Origin of the sequence: Paenarthrobacter sp. NPDC089988 (assembly GCF_044748465.1) — a bacterium.
Classification (GTDB): domain Bacteria; phylum Actinomycetota; class Actinomycetes; order Actinomycetales; family Micrococcaceae; genus Arthrobacter.
Genome location: NZ_JBIVGD010000030.1, coordinates 25,564 through 40,555 on the forward strand (window position 1 = coordinate 25,564; position 14,992 = coordinate 40,555).

The 14,992-nt window shown below is 58.0% G+C and carries 15 protein-coding genes; 6 read left to right on the plus strand and 9 right to left on the minus strand.

All coding sequences use genetic code 11. The annotated features are described in order from the left end of the window. Positions 1-46: 46 nt before the first annotated feature. From ACIPV6_RS22335 to ACIPV6_RS22345, 3 genes are all read right to left on the minus strand, one after another. Positions 47-367, minus strand: a complete 321-nt coding sequence (locus ACIPV6_RS22335) for a hypothetical protein (RefSeq protein ID WP_400272996.1) — start codon at positions 365-367, stop codon at positions 47-49. Positions 368-614: 247 nt separating this feature from the next. Then, positions 615-1,496, minus strand: a complete 882-nt coding sequence (locus ACIPV6_RS22340) for an SIR2 family protein (RefSeq protein ID WP_400272997.1) — start codon at positions 1,494-1,496, stop codon at positions 615-617. Positions 1,497-1,504: 8 nt separating this feature from the next. Further along, entirely contained in the window at positions 1,505-2,545 is a 1,041-nt protein-coding gene (locus ACIPV6_RS22345; RefSeq protein WP_400272998.1) for a ParA family protein, read from the minus strand. Positions 2,546-2,999: 454 nt separating this feature from the next. On the opposite strand from ACIPV6_RS22345, the gene ACIPV6_RS22350 reads away from it, so the two are divergent. The 3 genes from ACIPV6_RS22350 to ACIPV6_RS22360 all read left to right on the plus strand — a co-directional run bounded on the left by ACIPV6_RS22350 (position 3,000) and on the right by ACIPV6_RS22360 (position 9,134). Further along, positions 3,000-5,957, plus strand: coding sequence for an McrB family protein (locus tag ACIPV6_RS22350; protein ID WP_400272999.1), 2,958 nt, complete (start codon positions 3,000-3,002; stop codon positions 5,955-5,957). Continuing rightward, positions 5,957-7,189 carry an McrC family protein gene (locus tag ACIPV6_RS22355; protein WP_400273000.1) on the plus strand — a complete coding sequence of 411 codons (1,233 nt, stop codon included), beginning with the start codon at positions 5,957-5,959 and terminating at the stop codon, positions 7,187-7,189. Before ACIPV6_RS22350 ends, ACIPV6_RS22355 begins: the two co-directional genes overlap by 1 nt. A gap of 148 nt (positions 7,190-7,337) precedes the next feature. Then, entirely contained in the window at positions 7,338-9,134 is a 1,797-nt protein-coding gene (locus ACIPV6_RS22360; RefSeq protein WP_400273001.1) for a hypothetical protein, read from the plus strand. Positions 9,135-9,238: 104 nt separating this feature from the next. On the opposite strand, the gene ACIPV6_RS22365 is transcribed toward ACIPV6_RS22360, so the two are convergent. The 3 genes from ACIPV6_RS22365 to ACIPV6_RS22375 all read right to left on the minus strand — a co-directional run bounded on the left by ACIPV6_RS22365 (position 9,239) and on the right by ACIPV6_RS22375 (position 11,197). Next, entirely contained in the window at positions 9,239-10,483 is a 1,245-nt protein-coding gene (locus tag ACIPV6_RS22365; protein ID WP_400273002.1) for a flavin-containing monooxygenase, read from the minus strand. Between the two features lie 55 nt (positions 10,484-10,538). Beyond that, positions 10,539-10,694 carry a hypothetical protein gene (locus tag ACIPV6_RS22370; protein ID WP_400273003.1) on the minus strand — a complete coding sequence of 52 codons (156 nt, stop codon included), beginning with the start codon at positions 10,692-10,694 and terminating at the stop codon, positions 10,539-10,541. Between the two features lie 80 nt (positions 10,695-10,774). Then, positions 10,775-11,197, minus strand: coding sequence for a hypothetical protein (locus ACIPV6_RS22375; protein WP_400273004.1), 423 nt, complete (start codon positions 11,195-11,197; stop codon positions 10,775-10,777). Positions 11,198-11,357: 160 nt separating this feature from the next. Between ACIPV6_RS22375 and ACIPV6_RS22380 the strand changes: the two genes are divergently transcribed. Further along, entirely contained in the window at positions 11,358-11,558 is a 201-nt protein-coding gene (locus ACIPV6_RS22380) for a hypothetical protein (RefSeq protein WP_400273005.1), read from the plus strand. A gap of 376 nt (positions 11,559-11,934) precedes the next feature. Here the strand turns inward: ACIPV6_RS22380 and ACIPV6_RS22385 are convergent, their stop codons facing one another. Both ACIPV6_RS22385 and ACIPV6_RS22390 read right to left on the minus strand, forming a co-directional pair. Beyond that, complete coding sequence (locus ACIPV6_RS22385; protein WP_400273006.1) at positions 11,935-12,312, minus strand: hypothetical protein; 378 nt, start codon at positions 12,310-12,312, stop codon at positions 11,935-11,937. Between the two features lie 130 nt (positions 12,313-12,442). Next, on the minus strand, positions 12,443-12,802 hold the full coding sequence (locus ACIPV6_RS22390; protein WP_400273007.1) for a TfoX/Sxy family protein: 360 nt from the start codon (positions 12,800-12,802) through the stop codon (positions 12,443-12,445). Positions 12,803-13,100: 298 nt separating this feature from the next. Between ACIPV6_RS22390 and ACIPV6_RS22395 the strand changes: the two genes are divergently transcribed. Next, the gene (locus ACIPV6_RS22395; RefSeq protein ID WP_400273008.1) at positions 13,101-13,529 is read left to right on the plus strand and encodes a hypothetical protein; all 429 of its coding nucleotides are present in this window, start codon (positions 13,101-13,103) and stop codon (positions 13,527-13,529) included. A gap of 218 nt (positions 13,530-13,747) precedes the next feature. Further along, positions 13,748-13,951: a cold-shock protein gene (locus tag ACIPV6_RS22400; protein ID WP_021472668.1), complete on the plus strand. Its 204-nt coding sequence runs from the start codon at positions 13,748-13,750 to the stop codon at positions 13,949-13,951. Between the two features lie 80 nt (positions 13,952-14,031). Here the strand turns inward: ACIPV6_RS22400 and ACIPV6_RS22405 are convergent, their stop codons facing one another. After that, positions 14,032-14,763 (minus strand): Abi family protein, encoded by a 732-nt coding sequence (locus ACIPV6_RS22405; RefSeq protein WP_400273009.1) that lies wholly within the window; start codon positions 14,761-14,763, stop codon positions 14,032-14,034. Positions 14,764-14,992: the final 229 nt, after the last annotated feature.

Genomic DNA, 14,992 nt, shown 5'->3' on the forward strand with positions numbered 1-14,992 from the left:
ATCGACGCGCTCTGTCAGAGTCCGTTTGGCTGCAGTAGGTTCACAGCTACAGCTTGTCGATCCAGGTGTCCTCTTCCCGATTGTCCCAGGCTGATCCGGATGCAGGTTCAGCCATTCGGCCCCAGGCGTCGATCCGAGCAAGGACCTGCCGTACGTCGCGAGAGTAGAGCTCACGGATGTTGGTGATCCTTCTGACGACGCAGGACTGTATGACCTCCTGCCGCGTACTCATGTCGGTGATCCCGGCGATATCGAATGCATCGCGAATCGACGCGATCTGCGCAGGAGATATGGGTGTGTCTATGATGACTGGAGCTGCGATCACCGGCTCGGGGAGGTCGAAGAGTCCTGGTTCGTCATATGACATGCGGGGCGGATCCTTTGGAGGTTGCTGTGGTCTGGTCGGGCATGATGTGGGGAAAGCGCTACCGCTGTTCTGTCTCCACGAAGGAGGACTGTAGGTCCGTCGAATTTGTCTACATCCTTGTGATGACACCATCGTCCATATAGGTTGCAGTTAGCTAGGTTGGCGGGCGCCGACCAGGTAGGAAAATGCCAGCGAGCGGGCATGCCAGAAACGTTCGACTGGATGGCCCCGCCAAGTACAACGACAACTACGGATTGCCCTCTTGTTTCGATGCTGCCACGGACTCGACAAGAGCGCTGAGGCTTCGTTTCACACCAGATTCGTGGTCACCAGAGTACTCAAGGATATTGACTCCGTAGGCGTTCTTGAAAAGGTTTCGTTGAACATCAGAAGTTTTTGTAGAAGCGAGCAAAAAGTGACCGGGAAGACTTCCTTTGGCTCCAAACTGGTTCTCCAAAATAAGTCTCAAATCGGGATCATCTAGGCTATAACCAACAAAGAGAGCAGTTTTAGTGAGTAGAAGTGCTTCCAGAGTTTCGAGGGTATTCCTACCGTCTTTCCTGAGTCGAGTGAAGTCCATTCTCGTAAGGATCATCTTAGCCGGATTATCGACAGTTCCGTGAAGTTTGATTAGAACATAACTACCCTGGCGAACATGGGCAGCTATGTCTTCCTGGCTATAGGTAAGTGTATTATATCCAGCCTGAAAATGACGTTCCAAAATTTTATCGTAGTTTGTAGTGACTATGATGCGAGGAAACAAGTCTGAGATAAGATCGTGCAAGTCATTCTTTTGAAAAACCTGCTCAGGCTTCTGGCCGCCATCGGTAAGTCGCGCAATCTCGATGCGAAAATCAGAAATCATTCCCTTAGCCTCACAATAGTTCTCAAGCAACTCTGCTGCTAGAAGGAGGTCTCCAGCCTTTAGTGCACGATTCACGTCTCGCATAATCGGTGACTTTGCTGGAGCAAATTTATCCCTGAGGCTTTCTAAAAGACCTCTCCACCTAGGTGGGGTCTGTCCCTTGGAATTGCGGCTATTACTTGATAATCCCGCACCAATGAAGAGCACAAAATCTTGATTCGAAATTCGATCGACGAGCAACCCTGGCCATTCAGGCGTAACCACGGCCGGCACTAGGACCACCCCTCCGCAATGTCGAGGTTGTGCTTGAGTCTGAGTCCGATCTCCTCGAGTTGGCTCCGATACTTTGCTTGCTGGCTGATTTGGGCGCCGCGCAGCCCATCAGAAGTCACAAGCGCGGCAATTGGTGCATGCCGGGACTGGGCCAAGGGCACCATTGCGAACATGTGTGGGACAATTCCCAAGTCTAACGTCTCGCCTGCGCGTCCCGATACCCCTGCGAGCTTCCGCGCTTTTGCTGGTATTTGTCTTTTGAATTTGTCATAAGCGTTGACTGTCCGTCGCTGGCCTCCACTTACCGTCTTGGAAACATACTGTTGAATCGTGTATCCCAGATACGTTGCATCCAGCTTTGAGTCTGCGGGAAATGAGAAATCAAAATCGTCGCTGTACTCATCGTGAACCGTTCTAAGCCCGGTTTCGTACTTTCGAGACCATTTCTTTATCCACTCGCCTATATTGTCGATGGCAAAAAGGCTGAACAGGTCCGCTGCAGTTGGTGTTACGAAATAGTCTGCCCCCACCAACACTGTTCGGTTTAAGGCTCCCAAGCTAGGTCCTGCATCCAATATGACGAGATCATAGTCAGTCGCACCACGTACCAACTCGGCGACCCAGTGCGTTCTGCGTGCACCGCCGAGGTCACCACTTACAAACGACTCCCATGATGAACTGAATGTATCTTCCAGAAGGGCTAGCGAAGGATGCCCGGGCAAAACATCAACCTGGAATCGCTCGCTACGCACTGGCTTATATGTTTCATCGATTCCCGAATCACCGCGTCGTATTTGACGTAAGGCATGAAGAACAGACCTCGGATCATCTTTCTGGGAAAATTCACCATACAACTCATCCCACTGCAAGTCTGAAAGTAAGAGCTGAGTAGCGTTGCACTGTGGGTCAAGGTCTACCACAAGTATATTGCGCTCGCTTTCATTAGAAAGGTGGTAGGCCATGTTGCAAGCCAAAGTGGTCTTGCCCACGCCTCCCTTGTTGTTTATGAAGGCCAGAGACCTTGTTTGAGGTTTCAGCATCGCTTTCTCCGCGTTCGTTGTGTTGCTGGTTCATGTAACGTCTTCTCGCACAGTAATTGCTGTATGCGTGCTATCAAAATCGACGTCGGGCTCAACACTCCGTTCCATCTTGCGAAAGGAGTTTTCACCTTTGTCGTCATTGCACGCTTGTCGTGCGGGTGCAAGCACTGGCGGCCGTGTTCGCCGAGGCGGATGTTGTGGCGGTTGTGTGGCTCTACAAGCAGCTGGTAGAGAGTCGACCCGCGTCAAATACAGCCGACCCCTGTGTCGTCCACCGATTCGCGCATTAGCGGTGCTAGATATGAAGGTGGTCGTGAACGCCGAGCTGACAGTAGCCCACGCATGGGCCACGGCCACGGTGCATGCCCCTTGCGCCGACTGAGCAGATTCGGAGTTCCTGGATGTCGCGTTGTGTCGAATGCCGCTTGAGGTCGCTATTGGTGGGAGCTGCGGCATGAGCGATCCCAAATGGCATCGGTTCATGGAGTTCGCAGCTCAATTCTCCGCGACTGTCGATCTAGACGCAGATGAGTACAGCTACAAGCTCGCTCTGGCCGAACGGCTCCGCAAGACCAGAGAAATCTTCCTGCATCAAGATCCGCAATGGTTCGAAGCGCTTCGTAGGGACATAGCGTCGTCGAATCTCATGAACAGATACTTCATGATGCGTTTGGTGGATCTGGGCAGAACTCAGCCGGACGATCTGTGGTCGGTGATTGCTTTACTTTGGGAAGGTGACATGGATGCTGGCCGCATTGATGAGTTCACCGTTGCCCTTCGTCCGCACAACCCGGAGCAGTTCTCTGTCGGAGGCATCATCGGATTTGCCTCCCTCCTTCTAATGAGTAGGGATCCTTACAACTTCCCTCCCTATCGGGCTCAAGCCGTCAAGAAGTTTCTCAAGCTCGTCGGATGGGACAAAGCTGGGGCCAACGGGGAACCTGCTCGCCGTTATGAACTTTTGCTCGAAGCCCTCGACGAAGTCGTCCGGCTGGCTCCTGAGTACGGCATTCATCTCCGTGACCGACTGGACGCCCAAGGCCTGATGTGGACCGTGATGAACGTTGATCCGACGAATGAGTGGGACCACTCAGACAGCGAAGCGTTCAGGACCTGGAGGGGTGACAAGGTTGACGATGAGTTGTCGCCTGGTGCGCGTCCCTATGGGCCATTCCCGACAACCGAAAAGGCAGCCCGGGCAATCATTGATGCTGGCCTGCTCCTTGAACCTTCACCGTTCGGTGGCGGTGCTCCCACATGGACGGTGGAAAACGCAGAGGAGATTATCCGAAGGGTCATTGACGCGCCGGACTTCGGCGATGGCAAGTTCCTCGACAAGCTGGAGCATCAACTCAGTGGAGCGTCTGACGGAGTAGTCCGGCTGGCGGCAGAACTGATTGCTTTGCAGACTTTGCCGCTCGCAAACTTGACGGGCGCTACTCGCCGATCGCGAGTCAACCGGGTGTTGTCTTGGATCGGAACAGAGCCAGGGTCAGTGGTGCCGGACGAGATAGATGATGGACTCGCGGTTACCGGGGGTGCTTTCAACGGTGGTACTGGCTTCAATATGTACCAGTGGAAGCACTTGGGCTGGCTGGCGCGTATGGTCATTACTGTGCGCCAAACTGTGGGCGAGCCCGGCACGTTGCTGGAGGACCCCGAACTGCTCCTCCGGACCACACAGGCCGTATCGGAGGACGTTCAGGCCATTCGGTACGCCTTTGAATACCTGGTGTGGCCGTCATACAGCGAACCCATCGTCAGCAGGGATCACCGCGTTCGGATCCGTAAGGCCTTCGCGCACGTAATCGGCGGTGAAACTGGCAATGCCGAGCTCGACATTGCCCGAGATCTAATGCATATCCAAGCCGCACTGACGGCGCGGGATGGGCACCGGATCGAATGGTATGACGAGCCATATTCTTTCGAGTGGATCAGACGAACTGCCCAAGGCCATCGTGCCTGGCTTGTGCGCCAGAACCAGGGCGGCGTGGCTATGGCCAACAAGTGGCGAGCAGAGGACTTCGTTTCCACTCGCGCCCAGCACTTGGGGACACTGGTTCCGGGTGCCAGTTACGAAGAAGTCCAAGCCGCCGTCAACCACGGCTACCAGCACATCGACTACGCCGAGCGTAAGGTACAAACGCTCGAATATTACCGCTTCCTCACTCAGATGAAGGTAGACGACTTCGTTCTCACAGCTTTCGAAAGCAACCTCTACCTGGGAGTAATTACTGGGGAGGTTGAGTACGTGGACGACGAGACGTCCCGCTTGCGGCGGCAGGTGGCCTGGAGGCAGGTACCGATTGCCAACGCTGATCTTCCCGCGCCGTTGCCGCGCCTATTAGACGAGCAAGGAACGATCGTTGACCTAACAGATGGACTCCCAGTCATCAGCGCGTGGTTCGAGATTGAGCCCGAGGTAACCGGCTCCGAACCGGCGTCCGCCGCATCGCCTCAGGCCGCCGTCGTGCCTCAACTACGCGAGGCCACCGACGACCTCGCGATCAGGCTGCATGTCCAGCGTGAAGACATCCAAGAAGTAATTCGGATGCTGCAGACACGTCAGCAGATTGTCTTCTACGGTCCGCCGGGTACCGGCAAGACATATCTGGCGGGCAAGATCGCGCGTTTCCTTGCGGGTGAGGAGCACGGTGACCACGTCAAAACGGTGCAATTTCATCCGTCGTACGCGTACGAGGACTTTTTTGAGGGCTACCGTCCCGCAAGGTCCGACGACGGGAGTGTCGGCTTTAGTCTTGAACCTGGCCCGTTGCGGCGTATCGCCGCAGAGGCGTCGCTGGAGGGCAATCGTGACAAGCCTTATTTCCTAATCATCGATGAGATGAACCGCGGGAATTTAGCGAAGATCTTTGGTGAGCTGTATTTCCTGCTGGAGTACCGGGACCAAGGAATCAGCCTTCAATACAATCCACAGCAGACATTCGTGCTGCCACCTAACATTTTCATCATCGGCACCATGAATACATCAGACCGTTCCATAGCCATGGTGGATGCAGCAATCCGCCGTCGGTTCGCTTTCGTGGAGCTTCACCCACAGGAGGGCATGATCTCCGGTATGTTGGAGCGATTTCTGGCGACGACCGGGCAACCGGCCCTGCGCGCCGAGCTCTTGAATGCGTTGAACAGCGAAATCGAGGCGACGAACCGCGACCTGATGATTGGGCCGTCCTACTTCATGAAGGAGCACGCCGAGACCGATCAGGGTCTGGCCGAAATCTGGAAGTACGAACTGCTACCGCTGCTTGAGGAGCAGTACTTCGGCCGTTTGAGTCGGGAAAAGATCCGCGATAAATTCGGCCTCGCCGCCATTCGGCGTAAGGCCAGGGGCGATGCCGGTCTGGCTACGACTGTCGTTGTGCCGGAATCGGACGACGAAGTCACAGACTAGTGCCGACTGAGATCATCCTCGACGAGCTTCGTGGATACCCGGAGCCCGTCGTCCTGGACCGCGAAGTTGCGGCCACGCTCCGGGACACGGGGCTGGTGTCCGTCGTCCCAGTGCATGGCGGAGCTTGGACAATTCTGCCTTCCGGCAAAGTAGGTGCAGTCCAGATTGACGACCTTCTCGTCAGGGTGAAACCCAAGGAAAAGGTAGGTCTCAGCAAACTGCTTTTTCTGCTGGGGTATGCCGCCGATCCTGGTTTCAGGCCGGACAACGTCGTTGCCGGCGAGGACAAGGACCTCTTTGCTGCCTTGGGTGAATCGCTAGCGAGGTACGCCGAACGAGCACTCGAGCGTGGCCCGCTCAATGGCTACGTTCATGTGGAAGAAGCGCTGCGGACCGTCATGGGGCGCATCCGCGTCGGCGACCAGATGACCCGGCGCCCTGGGCTACTTCTACCCCTGGAAGTCTCGTATGACGACTACACGTCCGACGTTACTGAGAACCAGATTCTCCGGGCGGCTCTTCGGATGATGCTCCATGTTCCGCGGCTGTCTGAATCCCTTGTCGGGCGACTCGCGCACCTGGATTCAAAGCTCGACGGTGTTTCGGCCTTGAACTATGGAGCTCCGCTGCCTACCTGGACCGAGTCCAGGATCAATGCGCACTATGTGCCGGCATTGAGGTTGTCCGAGATCATCCTCCGAACGATGTCTGCCGAGGCCGGCATGGGTCACCGTACGGTCGCATCCTTCGTGGTGAACATGGCCACTGTGTTTGAAGACTTCGTATCGACCGCCCTTCGAGAGGCGCTGGAGCCATACCCTGGTCTGACAGAGTGGCAATACGAAGCGTTCCTGGACGACTCAGAACCCGGGTATGCAAGTAGTGATCGGGTGCGGATGTTCGTTGACGTGGTGCACACCATCCGGGGACGACCCGCGATGATCTTCGATGCCAAGTACAAGGCCGCGTCCGTCAGTGGAGCCTATCCCAATGCTGATCACTACCAAATGCTGGCTTACTGCACCGCTCTTGGGGTGCCGCGTGCTTGGCTTGTTTATGCGGGACGTGGTGAGTCCCGCGTTCGCCGGGTCAGGAATACCGATGTGTCTGTGGTTGAGTTTCCAGTGGATCTTTCGCGGGAGCCCGAATCGCTGTTGGAGCGGGTGCGTGATTTGGCAAGTTGCGCGTATGGGACCATACTCGCCTCAGATGCTGACGTCGGCGCCATATAGTAAATTTCGAGCGCACTGAGATTGATTTATCAGAATCTGATCTCACCAGATGCCAGAATTCTTAATGACCCGCCGATTGAACATCCTTGTCCGAAAGGCTTGGGGTTATTAGTGATGATTTCCGAGAGTGGACACGAGGGGACTTTTCTTGTCGAACGAATCGATTTTGCTGTTCTTGCATGGAGTGGGAGAAGGCGATCCAGAAGATCGCTGGATGGCCGAGCTGACGCAGTCTTTGGTACGCCTCGGCTACCCCAATCTAGAGTCGCTGCGCGTGATAGCCCCTAAATATGCACACGCGCTGAAGGGCGCCGACGAACCTTGCAAGATGCCGGCAGTGACCATCAAGCAGCCTCTCCGCGAGGCAGCTAGAAAGAACCGCCGCGAATTCGAGCGCCGCATCGGAGCCTTGGAGTCCAGGTTCGGGCGTCACGATAGAGGGAACGGTTACATCGGCAGTGACGTCTGGATCGATGCCGCAGTGGCGTCGCCCCCGTTCGGTCAAGCGCGAAACTACCTCACTAATCAGAAGATTCGGGCTCAGGTCCTGGAGAGAATCCTAAGCAAGCTTCCGGACTCGGGGAGGCTCGTGATCGTCGGTCACAGCCTCGGCTCAGTCATAGCCGCCGACATCGTCAGGCGTTTGCCCGTGGGCCTTGAGATCGCGGGGATGGTCACGATAGGTAGCCCGTTGGCGTGTGGTGCCTTCGACGTCGACAAACTTCGCGACACGCTTAGTGAGCCGCCGACCAATTTGGCATGGTGGGTGAACTTCTGGAACGCCGCCGACCCTGTGGCTGCGCGTCGTGGGTTGTCATCGGTATTTCCGTGGTTGATCGATCTCCGTATTCACACAGGAAAAGTTGCGATTGCAGCCCACGCTGCCGTCGAATACCTGGCCCACGACGCTGTGGCGGACGCCATCGGCTACGCCCTATATGGCTCTAAGACGACAGATCTGGCACCGGTAGATAAAGGGCTGGAAATTCCGTTGGACGCCACAGAGCATTTTGCGCTTCTGGCCCTTCGTTACGCCTATCTGGTGAAGGCGCGCCTGCAAGGCGAACAAAAGGATCGTTTCGCGGGGGCACTTCGCCAAGTGCAAGCAACCGTAGTCGCGGACATCAGGAAACGAAACTCCGGCGAAGGCAGGGGAATACCTTCAGAAATTGCTGGGCTTGCCTTCGACGTTTCTGATCTCGGGGCTCCGGTACCCGAGCCGCTTCCGAGCAGCTATGTCTCGAAAGACGAAGCAGTTGTTCTTCTGACGGTGCTGGCAGCAGAGAACGTCATACGCCCCTTCGAGATCACCGTCTCCAAAAAACTGTGGCAGGAAGCCATGGAAGACCTGACGGCTGAGATGGGGCTGGGAAGCCAGTATGGCGCCGACGTGTTCGCGGCAGCAAGGCTTGCGCAGGAAGCACTCAGCGGTAGTCGCGGGGTCAACTGGATCAAGTGGGGTGCCCTTGGCGCGGGCGCGGCAGCCATCGTCGTAGCGACGGGCGGCTTGGCACTCGCTGCCGGAACGGGCCTCGCAGGAGCCGCAGTGATTACGAGCGCGCTGGCGAGCTTTGGTCCTGGCGGCATGATCGGGGGCCTGCTAACTGCGGGGACGCTCGTCACGGCCGGCGGAGGCGGTATTGCTTACGGTCTGGCAAGTCCTGGAACCACGGCGGAAACTCTCGTTGGCGTTGTTGAGCGCCGCCTCGCAGCCGCAATTCTTCGGCAGAAACAAGTCCTGGAACCGGATATGGGTCTGTGGCAGGTTCTTGTCGAGACCGAGATGGAAGTGCGCCGCGAGTACGAGCGGCTCGACGAGTTTTCCGACGAAGCAGCTCCTACGCTCAAAGAACTGCGGCGGAAGATTGATGCAATAGAACGTGCACTGCGGTATCTAAGCGCCAACGGATTGGGACCTCGCGTTGACATCAGCACTCCTGAGTAGCAAATGGCAGTTAAACTGATGTGTTCTCTGGGATCCTTAACCACGGCCACGGTTACAGCGCTTCGATGATCGGAAGGTTGGACGCCACCGGATGCGGCGAAACGTCATCCACCGGCGATGTGGGTAGCCAAGAGCTTCGCGTCCAGCCCCACCCCGCCCAGGATGGACGAGTAGTGCCGTGTCAGCCAAGGAAGCCCCACGGCATACAGCCCGGCCTGTTCGGTGGCGCCGCCGGTGTGGCGCGGGTATCCCCATTCGTCCAGCACCGGGAGGTCGATGAACGACAGGTCCAGCCCGTACCCGGTCGCCCACAGCACGGATGTGATGCCGGCGTCGGCCAAGTTCAAGGAAGCGGGCTCGGAAGGTAGCCAGTCGTCGCCCGGCACCGGCGGCTGGTTCGGCACAACCAGGCCGGCCGCCGCGATGTACGCGTCGATCGCTTTCCGCATCCGCTGATCGAACCCGGACTCGACTGTTGCCAAGCGTTCGGGGAGGTCGTCGCTGAAGGTGATGTCGCCGTCGTCGATCGTTTCCAGGCGGCCGTGCAGGTGCATGCCGCGGCGGCCGAGTTCGCGGAGGTGGATGTCGTGCCCGCCGTCAGCGCCGGAGAGTAGCGGGTTGCACGCGAGGCGGGCGGCGGGGGAGGGGAGCGCCTCGCGGGTGAGGGCGTTGACGCCGAAGTCGGGGCCGTGTTTGCCGGTTTCGAGGAGCCAGTAGAGGATGTCTTGGCCGCGGTATCGGCGGGGCGCTTCGGGGCAGGTGGAGACGGCCAGATGGACTTCGCGGCCGGCGTCGTGCAGTTCTTCGGCGATCTGCCCGCCCGACTGCCCCGTGCCGACAATCAGGACGGCACCCTCGGGCAGTTGCTGCGGATTGCGGTAGTCGTGCGTGTGAAGCTGGGTGACTTCCTTGGGAAGCTTGCCGGCCATGGCTGGCACCTTGGGCACCTGGTAGGCGCCGGTAGCGAGCACTACCTTCTTGGCGTGCAGACTGCCTTGCGAGGTTTCGAGGCTGAAAGTGCCGTCCGTTCCGGCCGACAGTTTGGTGACGTCGACGCCGGTGTGGATGGGAGCGCTGATCACTTCGGCGTATCGCCTGAGCAAGTTTACGACGGCGGTTCGGGGCAGAAAGCCTTCGGGGTCATCGGCGGTGTAGGGCATCCCAGGAAGGTCGAGCGTGTAGTTGGGGGTGTTCATGTAGAACCCGTCCCAGCGGTCCTGGAACGCGCCGCCGAGGGAGTCGCGTCGCTCGAGGAGCTGGTGCTCGACGCCCGCCTGCGTGAGCCAGTAACTGGTGGCGAGACCGGCTTGGCCGGCGCCGATGATCACGGTATCTGGGGCAGATCCCATGGCGTGGATTGTACGCTTGGGGCTTCTGTTAGGGGATGGGTTTTCTTGGGTTCGGTTAGTTGTTTTGGGCCTCGAAGAACGCTGCAATTTCGGCGTCCGTCGGCTCCCTGAGTTCCACAGGGGTTGTGGCCGGCGTTGGGGCTATGAAGTCGTGGATTGAGGTCTGGCCTTCGAGCTCTGGGGTGGGCTCGGGTTCTTGGTTGTCCGGCATGTGTGGTTCCTGTTCCTTGGCGTTGGAACCACCTTAATTCGCGGTGCATCTTTGCAGCGGAGGCAAGGCCGGGCTGGTGCCTATGACTGTTTGAAGCCGTTCAAAGTTGTGTACATTCCGCCAATTTCTTGCGCCACCTTGTTCAGGTCCTTGCCGCTCCAGTTTTCCTCCAAGGCAAGGGACAAGTCTGCGACGATCCAGTTCTCGCCTTCAACGATCGCCAACGGCTGCGAGGTATCCATGTAGACCTGCGCGGCGTCGGCCCGAGCATCCGAGCTATTGAACCACTCGATCTGGACCTTGCTGCCACAAACCGCGTATTCGGCCGTGAACCCGGCCAGATCCGGGTTAACGATCGGTCTCGCGGTTGGCTCGCTCTCGCATCCGACGACGGCGGCGACGGCTTCTCGGGCTTCGACCAGTGACGCGAACGTCGGGCCTGGCACGGGCGGGAGGCCGGCGTCGGGCTCTGTCGCCCGCTCAGACGTGCAGCTGGACAACATGCCGGTAACTGCAAATCCGGCCGCAATGCACACGAATCGCCGCGAACTAATCACTGGAAACCCCCATTTGTCAGTTGTGCCATCCTCGCACGACTATGTGCCGTACGGGATAGGAGACGATACGCTTCGCAGACGACTTCGTAGGGGGACGATTTCCAGAATGACTACTGCACGCAAGTTCCGCATACTGAGCTTGGCATCCACGGCATTGATTCTGGCCATTTTGATTTTGCAATTTACCCACGTGATCAGCGGGATTTGGAGTATGACTCTTCTCGTGCTCATCGGTGTTCCGGCGACGATTGCCGGGGTGATTCTGGAGAGACGCCTGGGCGCCGAGAAGATGAGGGACGCGGCGTAGGCCGCCGATTCTGGCGCCGGCGTCAAAATGTCGGTGGTGGATGCCATGCTGCCCCGATGGATCAATTTCCGTTCACACAAAAGCTGCCACTAACCCTCCGCGCACGTCTTTGGTGGCACGACGGCGCCGGCGTGCGGGTCCGTGGGTGGTCGAGCCGACAGTGGCTTACCGTGACGGTCCTTCTTGGGCTCACGGCCAGCCTCCTTTCAGGTCTGACATTCTTCTCATCCGATCTGCTCACCGTCGGCTGCCTGGTTGCTGGTTCGTTCAGCCTTATGGGACTGAGTTGGTACACCGGCTATTCGTCGCGCGAAGCCCGGGCTGCCACGGAGAGGTACAGCCGGTTGTTTTAGGCACAGCGCGGGAGGCTGACGTGTCAAAAGCGACGATTCCACCACGGGGAATGAACTCCCAAGCGCCGCGTCTGCTTGCGGTTCCGACCCTTCCATTCATCCGAGGCAAAGAACTCTCGGAGAACGTCCTCGCCGCCCTCTGAGATGCGGACTTCCGTGTCCGAACCGACAAAGAGGGGAAGGTAGCCCTTTTGCTTGGCTACGTAGTTTGCGACATCCAAGGGTGGTATGTCCGCGGGACCCACACCGCCGCCTTGCAGGAGGCGGGCAACGATATCTTCGCAACCGGCCACCTGCAGGATGACCCTGAGCTCGAAATCCCGAAGGATGTGCGGTTCCCAGATGCTTTTCAATGGCAGCGGACCGAACGTTGATTCACCAGCCCGGTATTCCATGTGCATGTGCTTCCCCTGATTCCTGACGAGCTCCCAAAACTTAGGTGAGCCGCACTGAAGGTTCGTGACGCACCCAACGGTCATGCCGCCGTCGTACGCTTCTGTCAACGAGGGATGGCCGCGGTCGAGGGGTTGGCTAGCGTTTAGACGCCTTCGCAGCTTTCGGCGGCATCTTCGACACGTTCTCGAATGCCTTCGCCACCCACTCCGCCGTTTGCTCGGCGTCGTCCTGCCAGGCTTCCGGAAGACCGACGTAGCCACCCATCGGGCGCTCTTCCGGGCCGAAGGGTTGCGTCTGGTGGTTTGCCTCGAGCTCGTGCTGGTCGGACTCGGAGAGTTTCACGCCGATGGTTGGTCCGAACAACCCCGCGAACATGTTGCCGTTCACAAACGCTCCCAGGTTTCCGAACATCGGCTTGACCACAACATCAGGATGCTCCGGTACGGCGGCGCGGAAGCGTTCCTTGTCGGCCTCTGACGGCTTGGGCATCTGCATTTGATCTTCCTCCGGGGTGTTAGGGCTGAGACCTGTGTGCAGCATACGGCGCGAAGCGGCACGTCAGGTAGAGGCCATGCGCCGAAGCTGCAGATGCGCGCCTGTCCGTCATGCCGCCGTCGTTGGTGACACCCAACTAAAGGGCAGGCACCTGCCCCGCAGACGCGAAGGAAGGGTGGTTATGGAGTTTTTGGCGGATCTCGCAGAGATCGTTGGAGCCGTGGCGACGTCGGTTGCATTGTGGTTTGTGGCACGAGCCACGCGGCACTCAGCCGCGGCTGTCAAGGAGGCGCAGTGCATGCGCCAACTCGAAGGTGCTCGGGACGAGCGCGCTGTTGTCTTGGAAGAGCGAAGGCAGGCGTCGAAGATAGCGTTGTGGCCGGTCGAAGGGGATCTGTCGGTTGGCCGCCCATGGGGAGTCGAGCTGGTCAATGCGAGTGACGGGCCTGTCTTCGACTTCGAACTGGTGCGACCTCGTGGCGTGACTGGGAAAAACAAGGAAGTTCCTTCCATGACAGCGTCGGCCCAGATCGTCCCGCCGGGTAGATACTTCATTGGGGGAGACGCGCGCTGGCCATCCTTGCTCACGGACGATGTAGTCCTGGTGCCTGTAACCGGCAATTCTGCCTACATGGCGTCGGTAACCTTCACCGATAGCGACGGACGCAGATGGCAACGTGGAACGGACGGGCAACTGCGGCGCAAAACCGAGGATGACTTGGTATGACCACCGAAACCACACCGGCTGGATTAATCCGCCCCAGCACTAGCCATACCGCCAGATGTCTGTAAACTTGACGGTGTTGTTGTGTTTGGCATTTGGTAGTTCAGGCAGTCCCCGCAGTCCACTTTGGTCTGCGACCTTCTGAAGTAACGGTGGAGAACACCCCACACCGGAGACCCGAAAGTCGGGAACAATCTCCACCTTCAGTTAGGACTGAAATTATGGCTACAGGTACCGTCAAGTGGTTTAACGCTGAAAAGGGCTTCGGCTTCATCTCCCCGGAAGATGGCAGCCAGGACGTTTTCGCTCACTACTCCGCAATCAACTCCTCGGGCTACCGCTCCCTCGAAGAGAACCAGAAGGTCTCCTTCGACGTCGAGCAGGGCCCCAAGGGTCCCCAGGCAGTAAACATCCAGGCTATCTAGTCTTCGGATAACTCAAGAGCAGGGCCGGTCACTGACCGGCCCTGCTTTTTTGGTTCAGGCCCCCGTGCTGGCGGCATTGTTTACCAGAGACGCCGAGGGTCTTCCTTGGCTATGCGCCGCAGAGTGCTCTCAGCCATAACCCAGTCTGGAAAACGCTTATCTATGGCCCGGAGGACTGACAAGGTCATGTTCAGCCGGCTAGATACGTTAACGGCCAGCACATTCTCATGATGCGCCGCTCTATTGCGAAGGCGGCGGAGTGTTTCAAGTTGATACGTGAGCTTGTTCAGGCCAGCCAGAGATTGATCTGCGTTCGGGAAAGCGAATCGAAGCGCATCTGTCCACAACTGCTCGCGTCTGCTTGGCACATTCCGATCCGTGAAGAGGGATGTCCAGTTGCCGAACGTTAGCTGCGCAACGATGTCATCGTGCGTAGGGGCGTCTTTGTGCCGCGGATGCGAAGGATGCCTGTTCTGAGATTCTTGAAGCGCATATTTACGCGCCCGTCTAACAGTGTGGCTCATCTGACCATATAACGGGTCCGCCAAGCCGCCGGGTGCAGTCCAGTCACGTCCGAACGTCCCCTGAGCTTGAGGGAGAGGTTGGTGCTCGTTCCAGTCCGAGATGGCCTTCGTGATCGCATTCCTGGTTGCAACCTCCACATAGGAGATTTGGGTGTGGAAGGATCCGCCAAGCTTCATGTTCCAGCGGTAAAGGTTGGAGGCGCGCTCGCTGTCGCGAGCGGCTGCGTCCAAGAAGGGCTCCAGACGCTTCTCTCCCAGGAAGGCCGTCATCATTGCTTGCTGATCCACGGGGTTGATGCTATCGTGTTTGAGCGAGCGTCGGGCTTGGACCGGCGCGTCATATATCGGTGATCCTTGGTCCTTGCACCAGGGATCACTTGTTTAACCCTGCTCGTGAAGTCCCAACCGAGGTCTAAGGGTTTGGGTTATAGGACAAAACGTGTGTAAATCCCGGGTGTGTCAGGCTCGTCCGGCCCATCCGGTGCGGTGCCAAAGGCCTTCGTCGGGGCTAAGGCCG